The organism is Cytobacillus sp. FSL R7-0696 (genome assembly GCF_038006865.1).
Classification (GTDB): domain Bacteria; phylum Bacillota; class Bacilli; order Bacillales; family Cytobacillaceae; genus Cytobacillus; species Cytobacillus kochii.
The window spans coordinates 2,822,319-2,846,058 of the sequence record NZ_JBBOWA010000001.1 but is presented as its reverse complement, the minus strand read 5'-3'; the positions used below and the strand labels follow the sequence as shown (position 1 = coordinate 2,846,058).

The following is a 23,740-nucleotide window of genomic DNA, read 5'->3' as shown; positions in this document are numbered from 1 at the left end:
CTTACAACCTTAAAATTAAAACAATAAAGAGCATCTATTCACACTAGATGCCCATGTTCTATATAGAACGTAAATAAATTCCTATAAAAGGTAATTTTCTCACCTATTTATTAGTATATCATATTGCCAAAATACTTATGTGGCAACCCTCATGGTACATTTTCACTTTACTATTTGTATGAATATTTCGTATAATTTTATTGATTGTAGCAAAAGTAAGGAGTGTGGTTGCTGTTGAAAGTATACCAAGCGTTGTTAGCTGATGTAGATGATATTCTTACTTTGCAGAAAGGGATCGTTGAAGAAAATCGTTTTTTCATTACTACAAACGATGAATTTTTAGCAAATATAGCTGAAGAAAGAAAGAAATTATCTGCAATCATCACACATAGCAAAAAACACGCGGTTGTCTTTGTCGCTAAGTCTGATCAAAGAGTCGTTGGATGTATAATATTTCGCTCATCATCCATATCCCGACTAGCTCATCATGGTAGTTTTAGTTTATATGTTGACTCAAGCTATCGTAAAAAGGGCATTGGCATGCAATTATTGCAAACACTGATTAAATGGGCTGAGGGACATCCTTTCATTGAAAAATTATGCTTAGGAGTGTTTTCTACTAATTACCCCGCTATCCATCTTTATGAAAAAATGGGCTTTTTGGAAGAAGGACGAAAAATAAAAGATATTAAGCTTAGTCATGATGTATATGTTGACGATGTTTTAATGTACAAGATGGTTTAACAAATATTACGAGGTGATTCCGTTGATCAGACGTCATACTGTTCTTATGAATCAATTACACACGTATCGTGAGGAAGTGCTATCAATCCTCAAGGATGTATCTGCAGAACAAGCAGAAATCATTCCTTTCGGTTTCCGCAATAACATCAGATGGCATATGGGGCATATTTACCTTGATCAGTACTTATGGATACAATCGTTAACAAGGGAGGTCATCATAGACTTATCAGCCTATCATTCATTCTTTGGTTTCGGTACAACACCAACTGATTTCAATGAATGCACACCTTCTTATGAAGATCTTATCGGATTACTTCGTGACCAACCGACAGTTATTGAACATCATTATGGTGATATCTTAAATCGCGAATATCAACCTATTGATATGGGTATGTGCACCATTGAGGATGTCCTCATCAGAACCATCTTTCACGAGGGAATCCACATGCAAACAATCAATATGATTAACCGTTTAATTAAGGAAGGTTCCTATGATCAATATTCGAAAAATTAAGCAGAAAGATAACTTACAGATTGCAGCAATTATAAAAGAAGCATTAGAGTCAGCCAATTTAGCTATTCCAGGAACGGCTTATTACGATCCTCAATTAGATTCGCTCCATCAATACTATGACGAAACCCCAGGCTCAGCCTATTGGATTGTTGAGATGGAAAAAGAAATCATTGGAGGTATCGGCATTGCTCCTTTTGACTTAGACGAAGGAATATGTGAATTACAAAAACTATATGTTTCACCTAAAGCTAAAGGACTGGGCTTATCCAAAAAGTTAATGGATACTGCTCTCACATTTGCAAAACAACATTATCAGTATTGTTATTTAGAAACACACAATACACTAACAATTGCGGATCGCCTATATCAATCATATGGGTTTGAATTACTTCATGAGCCACTAAAAGGGTCAGAACATTCAGCTATGGATCGTTGGTACATAAAATCACTGTAAATGAAAAACGAACAAATTGTTCGTTTTTTCTATTTCACCAAACTAACCATCTTTTTCATTCTTAAACCCATCTCTTATAAAGTAATAAATACTATGTGTAATCTTTATATCGTGAAGAATGATAAGCAAAACAAGTGTGACTGGACCAATAAATAAGCCAAATGCTCCGAATAATTGGAGACCAACAAAAAGAGAGATTAACACAGCAACCGGATTTAAATCCATGCTGCTCGATAAAACTTTGGGCTCTAACAATTGTCTTACGACTAATGTCACGCCATAAACAATGGCAATGCCAACCCCAAGTCTGACATCTCCTGTAATGAGAAGATAAACACTCCAAGGAATGAGGATTGTCCCTGTGCCTAAATAAGGTAGAAGTTCTGCGATACCTATAATAACCGCTAGTGTAAATATATTTTCTACTCGCAAAATAGCAAGACCAATGAAGACAATAATTCCTGTTGCGATCATTAGAATAAACTGCGCTCGTATAAAACCAAACAGTCGGTTTCTTATGGCAAAGTTAAACTCTTTTGCCTTCACTCTCATACGAAAAGGGAGAATTCTCCTAAAAAAACTTCTATATTGTCCCCAATCTTTTCCCATAAAGTAAATGCTTAATAAGAAAAAAATAAAGGCAACAAAAAAAGTAGGCAAGCTGAGTAGCAACTGAGATAACCAATCAACAACTCCTTGACCAATATCTCCTAAAATAGAACCAACCTGTGAACCAAGTTCCATTATTCCTTGCTTCATTGCCTGATTATTACCCGAACCAATTGAGTTAAATAACCCTGACGCATCTTGCCAAAAAGGTAAAATAACCGTATTAAAAAAGTGTTGCACATTAATAGAAGCGCCCTCTATCCAGTTAGGGATTTGCAAGAAAAAGGTTTTAAAATTGGCGATTAGTAAGAACAATAGGCCAGTAATCATACCGCATATAACAAGAACACCGCCTAACAAGCCAACGAAGCTTGCCCATCCTGAAGAAAAGCGTAATTTACTTTGTAATAACCGAACAAGGGGCTGTAAAAACCAGGCAAATAAGGCAGCCAACCAGAAAGGATAGGTAAGGGTGAATGTTTTTATGACGAACCAGCCGACCAACACCAAAGTGAGTATAAGCACGCCAGCTCGTACAATCATCCAAGCATGACTTCTTTTCATAAAACATCCTCTTTTCATTCAATTCTTCTGTTTATTTCATGTCATAATTATATACTAGTCCTCTGAAAGAACAAAAAGTCTACACTCGAAAATCATGAAAAATTTGGTACGATTTTTTGAAAAGTGCTGGATATTTAGAGATATTAAAGTTGGTAATTTTACGATAATGTCCTTGAAAGTGGAAATTTGCTTGAGCATCCTATGCAGCTAAAGAAGCAGCTCCACGCCCGGTTTTTTTCATACTCATGAAGACGATTAATGATTTGTGTGCAATCAAGAAAGGTATTAAATATAGCTGACTTTATTCATGAAAAGGCCTGCTAGTAATAAAAGAGCACCTCCACTTGTTAGATACCGTCTAACAAGTGGGGTGCAGTTTTTGATATTACTTATGGTTAGAAAGAATTCTATCTTCCCTTTATATTGATAATCATTACACTGTCGTTGTTAATCTTCCGCATTCGCTTTCAATCGCTGCATCAAATAATCCTTGAATTCTCTTCGTTAAAACGCCAGGTACACCTTCACCTACTAGTTTTTCATTTATTTGAATAATAGGTGTAATTTCTGAAGTTGTGCTAGATAAAAATACTTCATCCGCTGTATTTAAATCATTTAACGAGAACGGCTCTTCCACTACCGGAATACCATCTTTTTCACAAACCTCAATCATTTTACGACGAGTGATGCCATTTAAAATCAGATTGGACGCAGGATGTGTGTAAAGTGTTCCATCTTTAATAATAGAAATGTTAGATGAGCTACCTTCTGTTACAACTTCGCCACGATGTTGAATCGCTTCATAACATCCTTTTGACACAGCCTCTTGTTTAGCCATGACATTACCAAGTAAATTTAAGCTTTTAATATCGCAAAGTAACCAGCGAATATCTTCTTTTAATATGGCTTTGACACCATTTTCTAAATTCGCAAGCGGACGTGCTACTTCCTTCGTATAAGCCACAAATGAATGAGCTACATCAGAAGTAGGGTATGGATGATTACGTGGAGCTACTCCTCTTGAGAATTGCATATAAATCGTTCCATGCTCTAATGAATTTTTTGTTATTAATTGTGTTAACAGCTCTTTCATTTCATTAACAGTATAAGTTAACTCCATGCCAATTTTTTTTGCGCTTAAAATAATTCGCTCCAAATGTTCTGTCGCTGTAAACATTTTGCTATTATAGACGCGAATGACTTCATACACTCCGTCACCAAATTGGTAGCCACGGTCTTCAATATCAACATTTGCTTCCGATCTTTCAATGATATTGCCATTAAAAATGACATAATTCATGATAGAGCATCTCCTTCAACGATTTCATTTTTCCTTTAAAGTGCTAAACTTCAACGCTATCTTACCAAGGAAAACAGCATTTATCAATAGATTATTTTGTTAATTCGTATATTGCTTCTGCATAGATGGCCGTTGCTTTCAATAAATCTTCAATATACATATATTCATCTTTTTGATGGGCTACATCTTCTCTCCCAGGGAATAACGCACCAAAAGCTACTCCAGCTTTTAATGAACGCGCATAGGTTCCTCCACCTATCGAAAGTAATTCAGCTTCTTCCCCAGTCTGTTCTGTATACACTTTTTTTAATGTTTGAATGAGGAAAGAGTCACCATCTACGTGATGTGGTCTTGAATCATCTAGGTTTTCAAATAGCATCCCCAATGTTTGAGCTTTTTGTTCAATTTTCTTCAATGTAGATTCAATATCAGTAGTAACTGGATATCTCATATTTAAACCCAATCTACCTCCAGTTTGTTGCTTGTAATAGATTTTACCTACATTGATTGTCAAGTCTCCCGTGATATCGTCCGAGAAGGCAATACCTAACTGATTACCTCTAGAATCATTAGCAAAATGCTTCGCTATGAAACCGATAAATTGGTCTGCTTGTTGATCTAGCTTTAAACTTGAGAGAAAATCTGCTAATAATAGTCCGGCGTTTTTACCCAAATTCGGCTCCATCCCATGTGCAGATACACCTTCAAGCTCAAGAATAAGTTCACCATTGTCCATATAATATTTACCTTGAAGTTCTTTTTCCTTTAAGAAGTCAACATACATTTGTACAACTTCAGTTGGCTCATATTGAACCATAAGTGATGCTTTAGCAAAATCAGGAACCATATTGTATCTTTTACCTGACTGGAGTGAGAGCACTTTTACTTGTGAGGAAGCGACACCGCGAATAATTTCTTTTTGCACAAGGTCAAAGTCAGCAATGCCCTTTTCTGCATAAATAATAGGAAAATCTGCATCTGGGGCAAAACCTAAAGTTGGCATTTCTTCTACTTCAAAGTATCGGTCCACACAACGCCAATCACTCTCTTCATCCGTACCAATAATCATCCTTACACGTTTGTTCATATCCAGGCCTAACTCTTTGACAATTTTCATTGCGTAATACGCAGCCATTGTTGGTCCTTTATCATCAATCGCTCCACGAGCAAAGATTTTACCATCTCTTATTTCGGCAGCATAAGGATCACTGGACCAGCCATCTCCCTCAGGAACAACATCGACATGACAAAGTATGCCGAGTAACTCTTCACCTTGTCCAAACTCTAGGTGACCAGCAAGATTCTCAACATTTTTTGCTATAAAACCATCGGTTTCACCTAAATTCAATAGATAGGTTAACGCTTCTTTTACCTCTTTACCGAGCGGTGCATCAGATGTGGCATTTTCCTCATCTAGCACACTTTTAATTTGCAATAACTTTTGTGTATCTTTAATTAAGTCGTCCTTTCTTTTCATAACTTCTTCTTGCCAATTAATATCACCCAATGTAAAAACCTCCTGCTATATGTAATCAACATCCTTCTCTTTTAAAAGGATTAATAAAGTAAGTGCTTTCATGGTTATTATAACACTACCCTTAAAAATATAACGATATGTACGGTATGTTTCTATTTCAAAGTCTACATCTTATATTCATTATTGATCATTTCTTTAATAAACGTTAAAAGTCCGAACAACCCATCACATTGTTCGGACTTTCTTATCTTTCTTGTTCACTACTGGATAAGACCTTTCTCTTTTAAATATTCTTCTGCTACTTCTTTGGCACTTTTCCCATCAACATTCACTGCATAGTTCATTTTTCGCATCTCATCGTCTGTTATCTTCCCTGCCAACTGATTGAGAGGATCAACAATTTCCGGATATTTCTCAATTGTTTCTTGTCTCAATAACGGTGCACCTTGATAAGGAGGAAATAGTGATTGATCATCTTCTAGAACAGTTAGTCCATACTCTTCTAACTCAGAATCAGTTGAGTAGGCATCAACAAGATTGATTTCACCATTTTCCAAAGCGGTATACCTTAATTTAGGCTCCATTGTCACCACTTCAGAAAAACTTAAGCCATACAACTCCTGAATACCGATGTAACCATCTTCACGATCAGAGAATTCGAGTGTAAATCCTGGTTTCATCATGCTTTCAATTGCTTTTAAGTCGGATATTGTTTGAAGTTCATGTTCATCGGCAAATTCATTAAGCACAGCTAATGCATAGGTATTATTATATTCCATTGGTTCTAATAGAACTAAATCGAATTCCTCTTGAATTCCTTCTTTCGCTTGTTCATAGACGGCTGTTTGGTCTGTGCTTACTGCTTCTTCCTTTAAAAACTCAGCAATCACTGTACCAGTGAATTCAGGATAAATATCAATACTACCGGAAGTTAAAGCTTTAAATACAAAAGAAGTCTTACCCAGTCCTGGCTGGAGCTCAACCGTTAAGTCTGTTTCTTCTTCAATCAATAATTTATACATATTGATAAGAATCTCAGGTTCTGATCCAAGTTTTCCGGCAATCTTCAAGTCTTTCTCTTGTTGAAAGATATAAGGAGACACCGTTACAAACAAGGCAATTATAGCTCCAATACTGACACCTACCAGCGCTTTCTTAAATGATAATTTCTGGAACCTTCTTAAAATAAAATCAAATAAAATAGCTAAAAGGGCCGCTGGAATAGCGCCAATCACAATTAGTGTAGAATCATTGCGGTCAATCCCTAGTAAAATAATATCTCCTAGGCCTCCTGCACCTATAAGTGCTGCTAGAGTTGCCGTTCCTATAATTAGAACCATACCTGTACGGATTCCAGCCATAATGACAGGTATCGCTAGAGGGAGTTCAACTTTCATCAACCGTTGTGCAGATTTCATTCCCATCGCACTGGCCGCCTCTTTTAAGGCTGGATCAACTTCTTTAATTCCTGTATATGTATTTCGTAAGATTGGTAAAAGAGCATAGGCAACTAAAGCAATAATAGCTGGGATTTTACCAATACCTAATAAGGGAATTAATAAGCCAAGTAAAGCTAATGAAGGGATTGTTTGAATAACTGCCGCAATGCCAAGAATGGGTTCTGCTACCTTTTCATTCCTCGTTAAGATAACCCCTAGTGGGATTGCAATAATCACGGCAAATAATAAACTAATAAATGAAATTTGCATATGCTCAATTAATGCATTGAGCAATTGGTCTTGTCTCTCTGATAAAACGTTAATAAGTTCATTCATACTCTCCACCCACATCTTTCGCTTGAGTGGCTAAAAACTGAATGACACTCTCCCTTGTAATCATCCCAACGATAACACCATCTTCTTCCACTGCTATTTTTTCATGTGTGACCAGTTGATCTAGCACTTGCTCTTTACTTATGTTTGTCGTTACTGTTTCAGTGATTAATACATCGCTCGTATCAAAAGGAATCATCACATGATTAATGGCAAATCGATCAACTGTTTGGTCAGTTGAAGTGATGAACTCTTCAACAAATTGACTTTCAGGTTGATACCTCAGCTCTTCGGGTGTACCAATTTGGACCATTTTTCCTTCATTCATAATAGCAATGCGATCACCTAGCTTTAGCGCTTCTTTCATATCATGTGTCACAAAGACAATTGTTTTATTTATATTTCTCTTCATTAACAATAAATCATCTTGTAGCTTCACTCTCGTAATCGGATCAAGCGCACTAAATGGTTCGTCCATTAATATCACTTCAGGATTGGCAGCTAAAGCACGGGCGACACCTACTCTTTGTTGCTGACCACCAGATAGCTCAGCTGGCTTTCGGTTACGATACGTACCTGCATCCAATCCCACTAAGTCTAATAATTCTGTCACACGTTGATGAATTTTACTTTTATTCCATTTTTTTAATTCTGGTACAATGGCTATATTCTCTTCTACTGTCATATGCGGAAAGAGAGCTATCTGTTGCAACACATAGCCGATGTCATAACGTAAATCATGAAGAGCATAATCACTAATATTCCTTTCATTTATTGTAATTGATCCACCACTCGTTTCTTCTAAGCGGTTAATCATCTTTAGTGTTGTTGTTTTACCACAGCCGCTTGGACCTATTAATACAAATAGTTCTCCTTTTTCTATGGAGAAATCCAAAGAAGTGACGACTTCTTTTTCTCCAAAAGCCTTAGACACACCAGCAAATGTAATCATGAGTTTCCTCCAACTAGATAATTTCAATCTATAATAACTTCCCTAACATTTCATTCTTTAAACCAATAAAAAAGTTTTTCCTTTATTTTTTTGAATATTTAGAACATAAAACAGGCTTCTTTAGCCATATATATGATGTTAAAAAGAATGGAGGATGCTTTTGTATATTTAGAAGGAAAAAGAGAAAAATAATGTAAAATCATGCAAGTGACTAGAAATTATCTGAAAATAGGTTTACAATATTAATAATTAGTATGACATCTTGATTATTTCTTCTGTTAAACCAAAAAAGGAGTTGTCTCGGGAAAAAGAAGACTACATATAACTGAAAGGACATGTTTCTTAACTGAAACTGTCGGTTGCAGGCACTTGCCATGGGTTTATAAATTGGATAGGGAGTGGTTTTTTGAAACCTTCGACTAACCGGATGTTAAACCGTATCAAATCCGTTTATATGTTTATTCGGAAAAACGGAACTGTAACAACTCAGGAGCTTGTAGAGGAATTCGGTATCACTCCTCGTACGATACAGCGAGATTTAAATGTTTTAGCTTATAATGACTTGGTGAAAAGTCCAAGCCGAGGAAAATGGACTATTACACAAAAGAAAGTGAAGATGTCATCATAAGAAAATGACAAGCGAAAAAAAGAAGCTCTTATTCAGGCTTCTTTTTTTGTTACAAAGTATATTTAGTACTTACATTTCATTACTTGGATTATAAGATAATAATTCTTCTAATTCTTCATCCGTTAATTCTCGATATTCTCCTAACGCAAGAGAATCATCAAGTTGAAGCGGACCCATTGTAAGCCTTTTTAAATAAATCACCTTTTTATTTACTGCCTCAAACATGCGTTTGACTTGATGAAATTTCCCTTCTGTAATCGTTAAATGAATTTCAGAGTTTGTCTCACTTTTTAATATTTCTAGTTTTGCTGGCTTCGTTTCATAACCATCATCAAGCTTCACACCTTTAGAAAAGGTATGAATATCTGCCTCTGTTACTCTATCATTAATAATGGCATAATATGTTTTTGGCACATGTTTTTTTGGTGACAATAACTGATGACTAAGCTTACCATCATTCGTTATTAGTAATAGTCCCTCTGTATCCTTATCCAGTCTACCTACAGGAAATGGAGAATAAACGATATCTTCCATCTCTAATAGATCAATGACTGTTTGATGCATCGTATCTTCTGTGGCAGAAATTACCCCGTTAGGCTTATTCATCATTAAATATATGTATTCTTTATACTCAATTATCTCCCCATGAATACCCACTTCGTCCTGTTTTGGATCAATATGTTGTTTAGCATCTTTAATCTGCGCCCCATTTACCTTTACTGCTCCTTGCTTTAATAATTGCTTTACTTCTTTTCTACTTCCATAACCTAAGTTTGCTAACATTTTATCTATTCTCATCTTACTTACTCCTTTTATATCATCGTTCCTACGCACATATTGCCTTTATCAACATAGACTAACATCATAGTTTATCGATAAAGGAGTGCAAGAAACATGTATTACTATCGTCAACAACCAACGTTTTTCCCTATTCCAGGCTTCCCGCCGAGCAATACCAACCGTAGAATAGAGCGTTTAGAAAATCAAGTACAACGCTTAGAGCAACAATTCGATCGTTTAGAAAGAAGATTAGAAAGAGTGGAACGGCGCATTGGTATTAGTAATCCGCCACCCTCTCCTCGCCCTTATTGAGGAAGGAGGAAAGATCAAGAGGAAGTTTTTCCTCTTTCTACATATCCTCTTTATGTCAGTTACTCCTAGTTAACCCTAGTATATCATCTACCTAACATAATGTAACTTACACATACATCCTGATCATACACTCTTACTATTTGTGAGAGGACGTTTCTTTATTTCTTTGTTATCTCCATGCTTTTGTCTGTTTTCATTTAAATGACAAAGGGAACCTAATTTCTGTTGCCCATAGTGATGAGACGTGTGTTTTTTCCTGTTAACTAACATTTTCCTCACCTCTTCATTCAGTTTTATTAAATATTCTATGTAAGTCCTTTAATAAGTGATTAATACACAATAGAAACTGAAACAAGACTGCATGATTTCATCATGCAATCTTGTGCTTATTTTACTTCCTCCAAATAAATGATAATGTCTTCTTTATCAACAGAAGGTGAATCCTTTAAGGTCTTAAAAGCGATCGATCCATCCTTTTTACGAACACATAAAGGATAACCGCCCACTTGTGCTTCCTCTATTTTTTCATAATTGTCGTTTGCTTGTTTACTTTCTATCGAATAAGTTGTATTTATCTTCTTATTTAACTCTGTGAACACATGCTCTTCGTCAAAAAGCATATGAGCTTTCACAGTTGTGGGTAACCTTCCATCCTTTTCCTCATCCATCCGCTCAGTCGCAATGGTAAACGTTTTATTATAGCCAAACTCCGGAAGAAATGACTGTGTAACCAGTGCATTGTAATTAGGATCATCAGACATTACCAGGATGAATTCGTAAGGTGTTAAATCGATTTCGAATTGACTATGCTCATCTAGTATTTGTCCCGAGTAAGTTTCAATCCCCTTTTTTCGGATAAGCTTTAACTTGCCACTTGATGTGTCACTAATTAGTACAGGATTACCCAACTCTTTTAACTTGTATGCTAAAGCAATTGAAAAACTACTTGCTCCAACGATCAGTACACCTGGCTCTGATTCAGATGCTAATTTTAATTTCTTTGCCAGCGGTGCTAATGTAAAACCATGAGCACAAACCGTAATAAAAACGAGAGCAAAAGTTAATGTTGTAAGTAATCCCGCTTCTCGATAACCATCATCCATTAATGTCGTTGCGAAATAACCAGAAACCGTTAATGCCACGATTCCTCTTGGGGCAATCCATCCAATTAAAGTTTTCTCTCGATTGGTTAGCTCTGTCCCTATTGTTGATATCCAAATTGATAGTGGACGAACAACAAATAACATCACGATTACAAAGCCAATGATTTGGATACTAAACACTTCTGCAATTGTCTCTCTTGTTAAAGAAGCTGTTAATAGAATAAATATTGTAGATGTTAAGATTACAGAGACATTTTCAATGAAGTGACTAATATTCCCAAGGGCAGATACCCTTTTCTTCTCTCTAGCTAGCACGAGTCCCATCACTGTCACAGCAAGCATGCCTGTTTCATGCATAATCACTTCACTTATGCCAAAACAAATGAACACAAGTGATAAAGTAATAGGGGATTTCAAGTATTCTGGAAACAACCCTTTGTTAGCCATCCAGCTCAAAACCTTTGCAAATATGTAACCGATCACAATCGCTAATAATGAAGCTAACAAGAATTTTCCGAGCTCCATCATGCCTAACGTATCACTTACTAATACTTTAATAACCTCATAAGCAAATAAGGCTAGTAGTGGTCCTGCTGGGTCGACAATAATACCTTCCCATTTTAATAAAGCACCCACTCGTGGTTTAAGTTTGGACTGCCTTAATAAAGGGATTATAACAGTTGGCCCTGTAACGATAAATAATCCACCGATGATAAAAGCCACCTCTAAACTCAAGCCTGCGATATAGTGAGCTGCCAAAGATCCAAGTATCCAAGCAAGAAACGCCCCAACAGTAACTACCCGAAAAACAGATTTGGAAATACTACGAACTTCACGAATATCAAGTGTTGTACTACCTTCAAATAATATGACAGCTACAGCTAAAGAAATAACAGGGCTATAAAGACTTCCTAGATCTTGTTCTGGGTTCAATAGTCCGAATGCTGGACCGATTACTAATCCAGCAATCGACATAATCACAATGGAAGGCCATTGAATTTTCCATGATAACCACTGCGAAAAGACCCCTAAAGCAATAACGAGAATAATTCCTAATAATCCAAATGACTCCATTTTATTCACTTCTTTCAACGAAATACGCGAAGGATCCACTTCTCTCCCTTTTTAGTAATTACATTTCATTTTGTTTTTCATTCACATTATCAATAAAAAGTAGGAAGAATGCTTTAGTTAGAAAATATTAAATATACTGAAAATTTACTGTTGACAGTATACATTTATATTCTTATGATAATTACATATTGAATGCGCTTACATTTTTTTGTTGAAAGGATTGGTTTGCTTGATTTCCATTATGAGAGAAACATTAACAGTACAAGTGTATCAGCATTTAAAAAAGAGATTATTAGACGGATATTATCCTGGAGGAGAAAGATTAATAGAAGTAAAAATCGCTGAAGAATTTAACGTTAGCCGAGGGCCAGTACGTGAAGCATTAAAAATGCTCATCCAAGAAGAATTAGTTGTACAAAACGGAAACACCCTTAAAGTATTTAGTCCTTCCCTAACAGATATGATACAAATTTATCAAATTAGACAGCAATTGGAGTCGTTCGCAGCAAAGTTGTCCGCTAAAAACATCGAAAATTCTGACTTAGAACTTTTAGAAAGCATTATTGATCAAACGAAACAAGCATGGTTATCGCAGGCGAAAGAGGATGTCGTAAGACTTAGTATACAGTTTCATGAAATCATCTTAAGCTCATCTGGAAATGATCATTTAGTTTCATTAACTAATACCATTCGTGATAAAGTAACCTATTTCAGAAATAGTGGGATTAAAATCGGCATACGAGACGAGAGTTGTATCGAGGAACACGCTCAAATTCTAGCCGCACTTAAAGAACGAGATAGCTTAAAAGCAGCCAATGAAATGTACAATCATATTGAACAAGATTTACTCTCTTTACAAGCAATCTATAAGTAAATTTATTTATTAATCATTCATTGAGGTGAAAAAAATGTCCAATAAAGCGTTATCTGGTTTAAAGGTTCTTGAACTGGGACAGCTAATCGCTGGACCCTTCGCATCGAAATTATTAGCTGAATTCGGTGCAGATGTCATTAAAATTGAACCTCCTACAAAAGGAGACCCTCTTAGAACTTGGAGAGTAATAGAAGATGAGACTAGCCTTTGGTGGTATGTGCAATCTAGGAATAAGAAATCAATTACACTGGATTTAAAAAAAGAAGAAGGTCAAAAAGTTCTCCGCGCATTAGTGAAGGAAATTGATATTTTAATTGAGAACTTTCGTCCAGGTACCCTTGAGAAATGGGGTATTGGATATGAGGAATTAAAAAAAATTAATCCACGATTGGTTATGGTACGAGTGTCTGGTTACGGACAAGATGGACCATACAAAGATAAACCTGGGTTTGGATCAATTGGAGAAGCAATGGGTGGACTTCGCTTTATAACGGGCTATCCCGACCTCCCCCCAGTGAGGGTAGGCATAAGTATAGGTGATTCCCTATCTGCTCTATATGCAGTAATTGGTGCACTAATAGCGGTTTATCACCGTGACGTAAATCATTCAGAAGAAGGACAAGTCATTGATGTCGCCCTTTATGAATCGGTGTTTAGTTTAATGGAAAGCATCCTACCTGAATACGGAAGAAATGGGGTAATCAGAGAGCGTACGGGTAGCACACTACCAGGTATCACTCCTTCCAATACATACCTTTGTTCGGATGGCAAATATATCGTCATTGGTGCGAATGGAGATACGATTTTCAAAAGGTTAATGAAAACCATTGGCAGAGAAGAGCTTTCAAGAGATTCTCGCTTTGAAAATAATATCGGTCGCTCTAAACATGCAAAGTATTTAGATCAGCTGATTGAAGCTTGGACGAGTCAGCACCCACTACTTGTAGTCAAAGAGCTCTTAGATGAGGCTGGTGTACCAGCTGGGTCGATTTATTCAATCGAAGATATTGTAAATGATCCACATTATCAAAACAGAAATATGATACAAGAAGTACCTATTGATGGAATCGGAACTTTGAAAATGCCAGGAATCGTACCGAAATTGAGTAAAACACCTGGTGAGATAAAGTGGGCCGGTCCAAACTTAGGGTCGCATACAGAAGATGTTTTAATGTCAGAATTATCACTCACAAAAGAGCAAATCGCAAAATTAAGAGAAAAAGGGATTATATAGAAGAAAAAAACACATCTATTTATATATTAAAAGGAGTGAATGTAAACTTGCTATCTCTATTAGGCTTCTGCATGATGATATCTTTTCTTCTTTTAGTTCTGACTAAAAAACTTTCACCTGTTGTTGCTTTTGTCTTTGTTGCAGTTGCTTTTGCCATTATCGGAGGATTCAGCAACGAAATGGGCCAACTGATGATGGATGGGATTATCCAAGTAACCCCTACAGCGATAATGATTGTTTTTGCGATCCTATATTTTGGGTTAATGATTGATGTAGGGCTATTTGACCCAATGATTTCACGTATTTTAAAGTATGTCAAAGGGGATCCATTAAAAATAGTGATAGCTACAGCTCTTATTACAATGATTGTTGGTTTAGACGGGGACGGCTCATCCACTTTCATGATTACCATATCAGCGATGCTACCTCTTTATAAGAAGTTAGGCATGAACCGCCTTATTTTATCATGTGTTGTTGCCTTAGCTGCAGGGGTAATGAATATGATACCTTGGGGAGGTCCTTTAGTTAGAGCCGCTGCTAGTTTAAATGTGGAAATGAGTGATTTATTTATCCCTCTCATCCCAGCGATGATCGGCGGACTAGTCTGGACATTTTTCTCTGCTTATATTCTAGGTAAGAAGGAAAGAGAAAGAATCGGTGTCATTCAAATATACACTGAGAGTTTCACAGAACAATCGAGTACAATCGAACAGAAAAAAACGTCCCCCACATTATTCTGGTTTAATTTACTTTTGACAATCGCATTAATGATCATGCTTATTATGGACGTATTGCCATTACAAATTTTATTTGCCATTGCTTTTTCTATCGCACTTTTTGTCAACTTCCGGGATCCAAAAGCGCAACAAGAACAAATTTTAAGTCATGCAAATAACTTTGTATTAATCAGTACATTAATCTTTGCTGCAGGGATATTCTTAGGTGTCCTAAATGGAACGCAAATGATGGACGCGATGGCTGTTTCCATTGTTTCTATCATACCTGAAGGCCTTGGTCCTTACCTTCCTGTCCTTGTTGCGATAACCAGTTTACCGTTAGTGTTTGTTTTCCCACCTGATGCTTATTACTTTGGCATTTTACCAATTATAAGTGAAACAGCAGCCAACTTTGGCATCGACCCAGTGGAAATAGGTAGAGCAGCATTACTCGGTCATTCAACAACAGGCTTCCCTCTGTCTCCTTTAGTTCCTGCGACCTTTATTCTCATCGGGCTATCTGGTGTAGACTTTGGGGAGCATCAGAAGTTCCTATTTAAGTGGGCGTTTGGGACCACGATTGTGATGACGATTATTGCCGTACTTACGGGTGCCATTCCTTTTAGTGAAAATTTTCAGTATTTCCCAACTCCTATGAAACTTCCACCCCATCATTCCGTCTACTCATAAAAAGGGGAATGAACTTGATGAAAAAAACGTCTCGTCTACTGCTATTTCTATTACTACTTTTCTTAAGTAGCTGTTCGACAGCACCAGAACCTAAAATTTCCGAACAACAAGCCAAGTCCATCGTTATTGAAAAGAACACAAGAACAATTGGGAATGTAACTATCGTTTCAATTGAACAGAAAGGAAATAAATATATAATCAAATGGGAGAATCCAGAGAATTGTGAAAGCGGGGTTGAACATATGAACCACCAAAGCGGTAAAATCATTACAAGTGAAGTAACCATCTGTTAACGGAAACGATTAAAGAAAATGGCCAAGGTAATATTTATGAACTGTCCTTTTAGGACTGCAACAAATATTTCCCAATTGGGCATTAACATTTATCTGGAGGAAAACATTGCATAAGAGGTAGCAGTAAAAACTTAATGGCACCCAGTATAGATGGCTGGGTGCCTAAAAGATAGATACTATTTCTTCAGCTTCAGTTTAATTAATATCCGATCGATTCTATCTCCGAACAATAGTGGTAATAGTCGAACCTTATTTGCAAGATAGAAGTACACACTTGCACCTACTCCTCCACAAACAAACACAATGATAATTGCATGCCATCCAGAAGCTGGATTTAAGAAAATCATCAATATTTGATAAAGGACCCACGTAATGACAGTCATAACCAATGTAAGGATAATAATCAATAAACTGCGCCTGAATACAAATCTAAATTGGTAGCCTGAGAATATTTTAATGACAATCAAGTTGATTAAAATTGCCACAGCATAACCAAGTGCTGTTGCTAGAACTGCTCCCTCTGTTTCTAACCACTTAATTAGGGGTATATTTAATGCAAGCTTTACTAAAATTCCTACTAATAAACTAAGAATGGTAAAGCGCTGCTCATTGATCCCTTGGAGAATCGCAGCTGTAACTGCATAAAGGGCAAATAACATTGCTACTGGGGCATAGGCCCGAAGTACAGCAGTGCCTAACTCACTATGCTCATAGAACAATGTGTATACTGGTTCGGCTAATAATGCAAGGCCAACAACCGCCGGTAATATTAAAAACAAGATCACTTGAAACGTTTGATTCAATTGACGATTCATCGTCAAACGATCATTTTTCATAAAGGAATTCGTAATGGTTGGTACCAGTGTTAATGAAAACGCCGTTGCTAAAGTGACAGGAATCATCACTAATTTATGCGTTTGATAGTTCAATACGGAAAGGGCTTCTCCTGCTTCTTTACCAGAGTATCCTATCGATTGCATCGCTTTATTAAACGTTGATAAATCAATCATTTGGAATAACGGATTAACCAATGCGACAAGGACAAACGGAATCGAATAAAGAATGATTTCCTTATACATATCTGTAAGAGAGATATCCATTGTACCTTTATCTTTAGCCAATAGTTGATCTAAATAAGGCTTTCTTTTGTACCAATAAATAAACAAAACAGCTAAACTACCGATACCACCTATGAAGGCTGCAAAAGTAGCTACACTAACTGCTGTAACTAAATCGCCATCCATTACATAAAGGACGACAAATGCCCCAGCAAGTAGAAAGGCAATTCGTACAATTTGTTCAACGACCTGAGATACGGCAGAAGGTCCCATGGATTGATGACCTTGGAAGAATCCGCGAATTAAGCTCATAAACGGGATAATGATTAAGGCAAAGCTGACCGCTCGAATAACGGAGACAATATCTTGTAGCATTGCTACATCTTCTGGGTCCACAAAAATCTTTGCTAGAGTAGGCGCTCCCATATACATGATTAAGAAACAGACAATTCCGCTACAAAGCATAATAATTAAACCGGATTTGAATAGCTTCCTACCTACAGCATACTCCTCTAATGCGTTATACTTTGAAATAAACTTTGAGACGGCAAGCGGTACACCCGCAGTCGCCACACTAATAAAGATTGTGTACGGTACATAAGAATAGTTATAAAGGATTGTTCCTTCGTTTCCAACGATTTGATAAAATGGAATCACATAAAATAATCCAAGAAACTTAGATATGAATGTACCAAGAGTTAAAATAAATGTTCCTCGTAAAAGCTTAGACGACATATAATCCCTTCCTCTATTGTCCAAGCGCTACCAAAAGCGTGGTGTTTTCTATCATTCGCAAAATTAAACTATACAACTTCTCATTCTACCATATGTTACGACAATAATAGACATATTTTTATCTCAGAAGACCCTTTTCATTCTTGATGATTTTTTAAGAAGATGTTTAGATGTTTTATCTTTTGCTTTATAATAGCAAAGGTATGCTATTTTCAATGAAAGAGAAAAAGTTGGTGAAGAAAATGAAACAAACACAATATGATGTCATTGTCATTGGCGGTGGACCGTCTGGACTAATGGCTGCCATTGGTGCTGCAGAGAATAAAGCAAAAGTTTTACTTATTGATAAAGGAAATAAATTAGGTAGAAAACTGGCGATTTCAGGTGGTGGTCGTTGTAACGTGACTAATCGGCTCCCAATCGATGAAATCATTAAACATATTCCTGGTAACGGTCGCTTTCTTCATAGCGCCTTCTCCATTTTTAGTAATGAAGATATTATCCTTTTTTTTGAGAAGCTTGGTATCGCCTTAAAAGAGGAAGACCACGGTAGAATGTTCCCAGTAAGTAATAAAGCACAATCCGTTGTCGATGCACTACTTATACGACTAGACGAATTGAAAGTAACGATAAAAACAAATAGCCCTGTTGCTGATATTCAATTCCAACCGGAGAAAAGCCATACAGTCAAATTACATTCCGGTGAACAGTTTCATGCAAAAGCAGTTGTGCTAGCAGTGGGAGGCAAATCTGTTCCTCATACAGGATCTACAGGAGATGGCTACGGTTGGGCAGAGAAAGCTGGACATACGATTACAGACTTATTCCCGACAGAAGTCCCCTTAACGTCAAGTGAATTATTTATTAAGAACAAAGCGTTACAAGGACTCTCTTTACGCGATGTAGAAGTAAGTGTATTGAACCCTAAAGACAAGCCGTTGATTACACATCAAATGGATATGATATTCACCCATTTCGGGCTGAGTGGTCCAGCGATTTTAAGATGTAGTCAATTCGTTGTCAAAGCCATGAAAAAATGGAAGCTAAAAAAGGTAAGCGTACGCATCAATGCCTTACCTGGGCAAAATGGCGAGAAAACCTTCCAAGAGATCATATCACTAAAAAAATCAGAGCCAAAAAAGAGTATCAAAAACTTGCTAAAAGGGATCGTTCCTGAGAGATATCTTCTCTTTCATTTAGAAGAAGTAGGTATTGATCCAACGGCACAAGCAGTGAGTATCACGAATGAACTGCTACGTTTATTCGTTAGCCGTCTACATGATTTCCGTGTTGAAATCGATGGGACATTACCATTAGAGAAGGCCTTTGTAACTGGTGGCGGCGTTTCTGTTAAAGAAATTGAACCACAAACAATGGCGTCAAAAAAAATGGCTGGGTTATATTTTTGCGGAGAAATTCTTGATATTCATGGCTATACCGGTGGCTACAATATTACCTCAGCCCTTGTAACTGGACGTTTAGCTGGCAGTAATGCGGCTATATGTAAAAGCGTAACTACTTGATAAGTAAAAGTAGTTACGCTCTATAAATGACCATCGCCGAAAAACAATAAATTTGCTCCTCATCTTCTTCTTGCATTGCAGCAATATTATACTTAATATCAACAAGCTTTTGTTCTTCCACCTTTTCTAAAAAACGGTTCATCGCAACCTCTAAATCTTTTTCATGCTCTTGGTCAAATAACTTTACCTTGATCATTTGATGAAAACTCCCTTCATGGGAATGAGTATTTTTATTTATTATTAACAGAAAATTCATAATATATACATAGGTAGGTGGTGATGAAATGAGCGCCGTTAAACGAATACTTTTAACTACCATTTGTCTTTATGGCTTGTGGGTAATTGGAGATATCAGTAATTCAATTACTAAAAACAATGGGGCTGGTTTTATCGACGCCATTTTGATAAAAGAAAGAGGCAGGATTTACTTTATCGACGAAGAAAAACGGCCCACTGTCCAGATAAATGAAGAGGCATCATCTAACACGACCTATCAACCTGACTATATACCGAACGGACCGACATTTTTGCTTGATTACCATTCATTCGATTCAGGCGATCAAGTTCGCATTTGGTATACAAGCATTTTAGAGTCTTATCCTGGAAGAATAAATATCGTAGACGTAGAAAAGATTGATTAATCTCCGTCATTTTTTTCTCTTAACATGGTAAGGATGGTTTTTGTATCTGCGATTGCTTCTTTTAAAGACATTAATAAGCGATCCGTAACATATACAATATCCTCCTGATTTTCTGGTAGGTTCAATACCTCTTTGATATGAATTGGATGAGCCATTTTTGCTTGTTGGACTAGGCGTAAAATAGATGCATAAGAATAATGAGCCATCCTTAATACTCGAATCACCTTTAGCATATTTATTTCCTTTTCTGTAAAAACACGATACCCCTTTTCATTACGAGGAATAGTAATTAATCCGTTTCTTTCCCAATTTCTTATTAGCTCTGGATGAAGTTGAATTTTTTCAGCTACTTGTTGTCTTGACAATCCTTCACTTTGAATTTCCTTAGTTGAATATAACCAACTCTCTGCAATATCAGCTGCTTCAACCGCTCTTTCATATTCCTTGTTTAAATGCAGTAAATGTTCTTCAGCCTGCTCGTAAGCTTTGAGAAATTGCTTCTGACCGCTAAGGAGCACAATCTCTCTTGCACTTTTACGAATACTGCCTTGAATGATTTCACAACGAAAAGCGAACCTCGCTATTTTCAATTGAAAAAGATGTATGTCATCATATTGTCTGTATCCATTATCAGCACGAGGAGCAGGGGAAAGATATCCCCATTCCTCGTAAACTCTCACCGTATTAGGATGAACGCCCATACTATCAGCGATTTCTTTAGTTGAATAAACCAAGATATCTCACTACTTCCATCTAAAATATTTAATCGAAAGGAATCCACTAATGAATACACAAGCCATCATTGTGACTATGGGAAAAATCATGTCGCTTAGAACTCCGCCTAAACTTACTTCCTTAAGCAACTGAATACCTTGTGATAAAGGAAGGAATGCAAAGACATTCTGTAAAATTTGCGGGAAAATCTCAAAAGGTATAGTAGCACCTGAAAAAAGAAGCATGCCGAAATAGGCTAACGACCCCCATAGATTCGCTGCTTTTTGATCTGGAACAATACTCCCAATGAGTAAGCAAAAAGCAAAGTTAAAGGCGAAGCTGGGGTCACCTGAAACCTTTTTAAAATATGGCGATGACGGTAATCAGCAATGGTAAGGGGCAGTCCCATTACACCTGTAGCTAATATACTAATAGTTACAACCGCTGGATAAGAATGGAGGAACATTGTATTTCCTTGGGTAAACAGTTCATTATTCATAATATAACCAAATAATAAGGCAACAATGATTGGAAAAATGATACCGAAGATCAGTATATCTAAACCTCTCCAAACGAGTTTCGCTTCTATTTTTGTTAAAGTATAGAATGTCATCATCCTTCCCCCTATTCATCTGTTAAAGTTAAATAGGCAGCTTCCAACGAAGCTTGTCCTGAATAATTGATCACTTCTGCTATCGTTCCTTCGCATATGATATGTCCGCCCTTTAAAATCATAACGCGGTCGCAGAGTGCTTCTACTTCATCCATATAGTGAGAGGTAAGGACAATAGATAATCCCTCGCGCTTATAATTTCTTAGCGTTTGCCACAATTTTTTTCTTGCTTTCGTATCTAAACCCGTAGTCAATTCGTCTAGAAAGACTAATTCTGGGTTGGGTAACAATGCTAATAACACCGCTAATCTTTGCTTTTCACCGCCTGACAATGATTTAACTAATGATTTCTCCTTATCTTGTAGGCCAAATTTGGTCAATAAAAATTAAGATGGCGCGGTTGCCTTGTATAACACACTCCATTGCTGACATGCTTCAGAAACGGTCATTTTATCTGGAAAATGCGATTCCTGAAATTGCACACCCACTTTCTCAAATACTTGCTTTCTATTATGAATTGGAGATTGTCCTAATATAGCGACTTCCTTATAAACAGCAGGCCTAATTCCTAGCACAGCTTCTACCAACGATGTCTTTCCTGCGCCATTTTCTCCTAGTATTCCCAGTACCTCCCCTTTTTGAAGGGAGAAACTAATCTTATCAACTACCGTTTTCTCTCCATAACTAACGGACAATTCTTTTACCTTCAGAACCATCAACTCACACCCTTTTCTAAGAATAGATTCACATCATAGCAAAAGAAATGAAGGGTGGTGGTATATTGGAGGGTTTATAAAACTCTTTTATTTATTTTCTGATAATAGGATATCGATGATTTGTGTGAGTGGTTCTTTATTTAGAACTCTATAAAAAGTAGGTTTTTTGTTTTTGTAGTGAATGGCGATTACTTCATCATATACGCTAACACTTTTTCCAGCTGTTTTCGTTACAAAACCAATTCTATACAGTTCTTTAGATGCTGTGCGATGATACCTTTTTAATTCAATATCTGCCAAAAGTGAGCGAATTTCTTTTAGTTGCTTATCATGATCGTCCTTATTTAAAGATACAGTTTCTGTTGTTTCACTAGTAGCTATAATGATGGAATGTAGGTTTTCCTCCGATACCAGTACGACCTCATTAAAACCCAGCTTTTCTTGAGAAAGATAAAATTGATATACACCCATGGACAAAAATAATAGGACAATTACCGATAAAAAAGGGATGATTTTTTTACTCATTCTTTCTCCTTTCGCATCTATTTGAACAATCGTCTGAAGTAAATAAATTGAATTTTTATAATATTATACCTATAATAGAGTAAATTGTTAACAGGTGGTGTAAATATGCAATATGCAATTTATGGTGGCGCAAGCGTAAGCAAGGAAGCGATAATCGCTCTTCCACCTCTTGGTGAAAGAAAGGAAATTTTCTCCTCTCTTGGCAGTGTGTTAAGTGGCCATCGTATCATTTCATTTGATTTGCCTGGACACAACGGTGAAGTTGATATGTCTCTTACTAATTATCTAAAAGGCATTCATCATGTATTAAATCAACTGGAAATAAGTGAAGCCCATTTTATCGGGAACTCTATTGGTGCATGGATTATTCAAAAATATTACGGTACATATCCAAAGGAAGTATTAAGTCTTACCTTATTAGATGGTGGTTACTATCCAATAAATGAAAGGCCCAGCGAATACATTCAGCTTCCCATCATCCATAAGAATGATTTTATCCCTGCGATAAAAGAACATTGCCAACAAATGAGCAAGTTAACGAACGAAACAAGTGAAGTGCTATTTTCTTATTTGAAAAACAATTTTATCCTAACAGGAGAGGAGTATAAGCATCATAGTGATGAAAAGGCCGTAAATCGTCTCATACAACAAATTCATACGGATTCATCCTATTATTTAAGGAAATGTGATATTCCCTTGCAATTATTAATAGCTGATTTAAACCTCGATGAAATTAGTAAAACCAAACTGACAGCCTTTACAAAAGAGCACCCTAACACAGACGTCTACCACATTAATAATGGCTATCATTTCTTACCAATCACAAATACAAAAGAAGTTGCTGAGAAAATCAATCAACTAATGATTGTCGCTAACGCCTGAAAACAAACTCAGCTCAAAAAATTGATGAGAGCTAAATAAAAATGCCTCACAACTCTGAGAAATCCAGCGTGTTGGATAGTATTCAATTGATGAACACATTTCATGACAAGCTTGGCATATTGTAAAAGCAAACGGAAAGTTATGTACACACCTCGTAATTCTTACATACTTCATGAATCAAAACCTTAGCATAGTACTTACGTCCATCTCTTAAATAGTTAAACGATAACGAAAAAAAGAAGA

At 36.6% G+C, this 23,740-nt stretch carries 25 protein-coding genes and 1 pseudogene; 12 read left to right on the top strand and 14 right to left on the bottom strand.

Annotated features, from left to right (window positions below; all coding sequences use genetic code 11):
- Nucleotides 1–234: 234 nt before the first annotated feature.
- Genes MKX29_RS14890 through MKX29_RS14880 form a run of 3 tightly spaced genes read left to right on the top strand, consistent with a single transcriptional unit; the run spans nt 235 to nt 1,712 of the window.
- Complete coding sequence (locus tag MKX29_RS14890) at nt 235–744, top strand: GNAT family N-acetyltransferase (protein ID WP_341106302.1); 510 nt, start codon at nt 235–237, stop codon at nt 742–744.
- Between the two features lie 22 nt (nt 745–766).
- Complete coding sequence (locus MKX29_RS14885) at nt 767–1,258, top strand: DinB family protein (protein ID WP_341106300.1); 492 nt, start codon at nt 767–769, stop codon at nt 1,256–1,258.
- On the top strand, nt 1,239–1,712 hold the full coding sequence (locus MKX29_RS14880; protein WP_341108285.1) for a GNAT family N-acetyltransferase: 474 nt from the start codon (nt 1,239–1,241) through the stop codon (nt 1,710–1,712). The genes MKX29_RS14885 and MKX29_RS14880 overlap by 20 nt, the downstream gene beginning before the upstream one ends.
- A gap of 42 nt (nt 1,713–1,754) precedes the next feature.
- Here MKX29_RS14880 and ytvI read toward each other — a convergent pair whose 3' ends face one another.
- The 5 genes from ytvI to MKX29_RS14855 form a co-directional block, all read right to left on the bottom strand.
- On the bottom strand, nt 1,755–2,885 hold the full coding sequence (gene ytvI, locus MKX29_RS14875; RefSeq protein WP_224938804.1) for a sporulation integral membrane protein YtvI: 1,131 nt from the start codon (nt 2,883–2,885) through the stop codon (nt 1,755–1,757).
- Nucleotides 2,886–3,318: 433 nt separating this feature from the next.
- On the bottom strand, nt 3,319–4,185 hold the full coding sequence (dat, locus tag MKX29_RS14870; RefSeq protein WP_251162527.1) for a D-amino-acid transaminase: 867 nt from the start codon (nt 4,183–4,185) through the stop codon (nt 3,319–3,321).
- A 91-nt stretch (nt 4,186–4,276) separates the two neighbouring features.
- On the bottom strand, nt 4,277–5,692 hold the full coding sequence (gene pepV, locus MKX29_RS14865; protein ID WP_341106298.1) for a dipeptidase PepV: 1,416 nt from the start codon (nt 5,690–5,692) through the stop codon (nt 4,277–4,279).
- 230 nt (nt 5,693–5,922) lie between these two features.
- Nucleotides 5,923–7,437 (bottom strand): osmoprotectant update ABC transporter permease/substrate-binding subunit OpuFB, encoded by a 1,515-nt coding sequence (gene opuFB / locus MKX29_RS14860; protein ID WP_341106296.1) that lies wholly within the window; start codon nt 7,435–7,437, stop codon nt 5,923–5,925.
- Nucleotides 7,430–8,386 carry an ABC transporter ATP-binding protein gene (locus tag MKX29_RS14855; RefSeq protein ID WP_341106292.1) on the bottom strand — a complete coding sequence of 319 codons (957 nt, stop codon included), beginning with the start codon at nt 8,384–8,386 and terminating at the stop codon, nt 7,430–7,432. The genes opuFB and MKX29_RS14855 overlap by 8 nt, the downstream gene beginning before the upstream one ends.
- Before the next feature lie 406 nt (nt 8,387–8,792).
- Here MKX29_RS14855 and MKX29_RS14850 point away from each other — a divergent pair, with 406 nt between their 5' ends.
- On the top strand, nt 8,793–9,014 hold the full coding sequence (locus tag MKX29_RS14850; protein WP_095372193.1) for a DeoR family transcriptional regulator: 222 nt from the start codon (nt 8,793–8,795) through the stop codon (nt 9,012–9,014).
- Nucleotides 9,015–9,083: 69 nt separating this feature from the next.
- On the opposite strand, the gene MKX29_RS14845 is transcribed toward MKX29_RS14850, so the two are convergent.
- A complete protein-coding gene (locus tag MKX29_RS14845) occupies nt 9,084–9,812 on the bottom strand; it encodes a pseudouridine synthase (RefSeq protein WP_341106290.1) in 729 nt (242 codons plus the stop codon).
- Between the two features lie 96 nt (nt 9,813–9,908).
- On the opposite strand from MKX29_RS14845, the gene MKX29_RS14840 reads away from it, so the two are divergent.
- Nucleotides 9,909–10,106 carry a hypothetical protein gene (locus MKX29_RS14840; protein WP_224938810.1) on the top strand — a complete coding sequence of 66 codons (198 nt, stop codon included), beginning with the start codon at nt 9,909–9,911 and terminating at the stop codon, nt 10,104–10,106.
- A 386-nt stretch (nt 10,107–10,492) separates the two neighbouring features.
- On the opposite strand, the gene MKX29_RS14835 is transcribed toward MKX29_RS14840, so the two are convergent.
- On the bottom strand, nt 10,493–12,283 hold the full coding sequence (locus MKX29_RS14835; protein WP_341108283.1) for a cation:proton antiporter: 1,791 nt from the start codon (nt 12,281–12,283) through the stop codon (nt 10,493–10,495).
- Between the two features lie 229 nt (nt 12,284–12,512).
- Between MKX29_RS14835 and MKX29_RS14830 the strand changes: the two genes are divergently transcribed.
- The 4 genes from MKX29_RS14830 to MKX29_RS14815 are packed head-to-tail and all read left to right on the top strand — an operon-like array spanning nt 12,513 to nt 16,090.
- A complete protein-coding gene (locus tag MKX29_RS14830) occupies nt 12,513–13,157 on the top strand; it encodes a GntR family transcriptional regulator (RefSeq protein WP_095372189.1) in 645 nt (214 codons plus the stop codon).
- 34 nt (nt 13,158–13,191) lie between these two features.
- Nucleotides 13,192–14,391 carry a CaiB/BaiF CoA transferase family protein gene (locus tag MKX29_RS14825; RefSeq protein ID WP_224938811.1) on the top strand — a complete coding sequence of 400 codons (1,200 nt, stop codon included), beginning with the start codon at nt 13,192–13,194 and terminating at the stop codon, nt 14,389–14,391.
- 47 nt (nt 14,392–14,438) lie between these two features.
- Nucleotides 14,439–15,797: a CitMHS family transporter gene (locus MKX29_RS14820; RefSeq protein WP_341106287.1), complete on the top strand. Its 1,359-nt coding sequence runs from the start codon at nt 14,439–14,441 to the stop codon at nt 15,795–15,797.
- 17 nt (nt 15,798–15,814) lie between these two features.
- Complete coding sequence (locus MKX29_RS14815; RefSeq protein WP_224938812.1) at nt 15,815–16,090, top strand: hypothetical protein; 276 nt, start codon at nt 15,815–15,817, stop codon at nt 16,088–16,090.
- A gap of 176 nt (nt 16,091–16,266) precedes the next feature.
- Here the strand turns inward: MKX29_RS14815 and MKX29_RS14810 are convergent, their stop codons facing one another.
- The gene (locus MKX29_RS14810; RefSeq protein ID WP_224938813.1) at nt 16,267–17,883 is read right to left on the bottom strand and encodes a putative polysaccharide biosynthesis protein; all 1,617 of its coding nucleotides are present in this window, start codon (nt 17,881–17,883) and stop codon (nt 16,267–16,269) included.
- Nucleotides 17,884–18,125: 242 nt separating this feature from the next.
- Here MKX29_RS14810 and MKX29_RS14805 point away from each other — a divergent pair, with 242 nt between their 5' ends.
- Complete coding sequence (locus MKX29_RS14805; RefSeq protein WP_341108281.1) at nt 18,126–19,406, top strand: BaiN/RdsA family NAD(P)/FAD-dependent oxidoreductase; 1,281 nt, start codon at nt 18,126–18,128, stop codon at nt 19,404–19,406.
- Nucleotides 19,407–19,419: 13 nt separating this feature from the next.
- On the opposite strand, the gene MKX29_RS14800 is transcribed toward MKX29_RS14805, so the two are convergent.
- Nucleotides 19,420–19,602 (bottom strand): sporulation protein Cse60, encoded by a 183-nt coding sequence (locus tag MKX29_RS14800; protein ID WP_095372184.1) that lies wholly within the window; start codon nt 19,600–19,602, stop codon nt 19,420–19,422.
- Nucleotides 19,603–19,690: 88 nt separating this feature from the next.
- Here MKX29_RS14800 and MKX29_RS14795 point away from each other — a divergent pair, with 88 nt between their 5' ends.
- On the top strand, nt 19,691–20,047 hold the full coding sequence (locus MKX29_RS14795) for a hypothetical protein (RefSeq protein ID WP_341106284.1): 357 nt from the start codon (nt 19,691–19,693) through the stop codon (nt 20,045–20,047).
- Here MKX29_RS14795 and MKX29_RS14790 read toward each other — a convergent pair.
- From MKX29_RS14790 to MKX29_RS14770, 5 genes and pseudogenes are all read right to left on the bottom strand, one after another.
- Nucleotides 20,044–20,781 carry a MerR family transcriptional regulator gene (locus MKX29_RS14790; protein WP_224938815.1) on the bottom strand — a complete coding sequence of 246 codons (738 nt, stop codon included), beginning with the start codon at nt 20,779–20,781 and terminating at the stop codon, nt 20,044–20,046. The two genes, MKX29_RS14795 and MKX29_RS14790, sit on opposite strands and share 4 nt — an antisense overlap.
- A gap of 9 nt (nt 20,782–20,790) precedes the next feature.
- Nucleotides 20,791–21,060 carry a multidrug ABC transporter permease gene (locus tag MKX29_RS14785; RefSeq protein WP_341108279.1) on the bottom strand — a complete coding sequence of 90 codons (270 nt, stop codon included), beginning with the start codon at nt 21,058–21,060 and terminating at the stop codon, nt 20,791–20,793.
- Nucleotides 21,018–21,374, bottom strand: coding sequence for an ABC transporter permease (locus MKX29_RS14780; RefSeq protein ID WP_341106282.1), 357 nt, complete (start codon nt 21,372–21,374; stop codon nt 21,018–21,020). Before MKX29_RS14780 ends, MKX29_RS14785 begins: the two co-directional genes overlap by 43 nt.
- An 11-nt stretch (nt 21,375–21,385) precedes the next feature.
- A pseudogene (locus MKX29_RS14775) lies at nt 21,386–22,090 on the bottom strand (ABC transporter ATP-binding protein).
- A gap of 87 nt (nt 22,091–22,177) precedes the next feature.
- Entirely contained in the window at nt 22,178–22,615 is a 438-nt protein-coding gene (locus MKX29_RS14770; RefSeq protein ID WP_224938818.1) for a hypothetical protein, read from the bottom strand.
- Nucleotides 22,616–22,720: 105 nt separating this feature from the next.
- On the opposite strand from MKX29_RS14770, the gene MKX29_RS14765 reads away from it, so the two are divergent.
- Complete coding sequence (locus tag MKX29_RS14765) at nt 22,721–23,497, top strand: alpha/beta hydrolase (protein WP_224938819.1); 777 nt, start codon at nt 22,721–22,723, stop codon at nt 23,495–23,497.
- Nucleotides 23,498–23,740 lie beyond the last annotated feature (243 nt).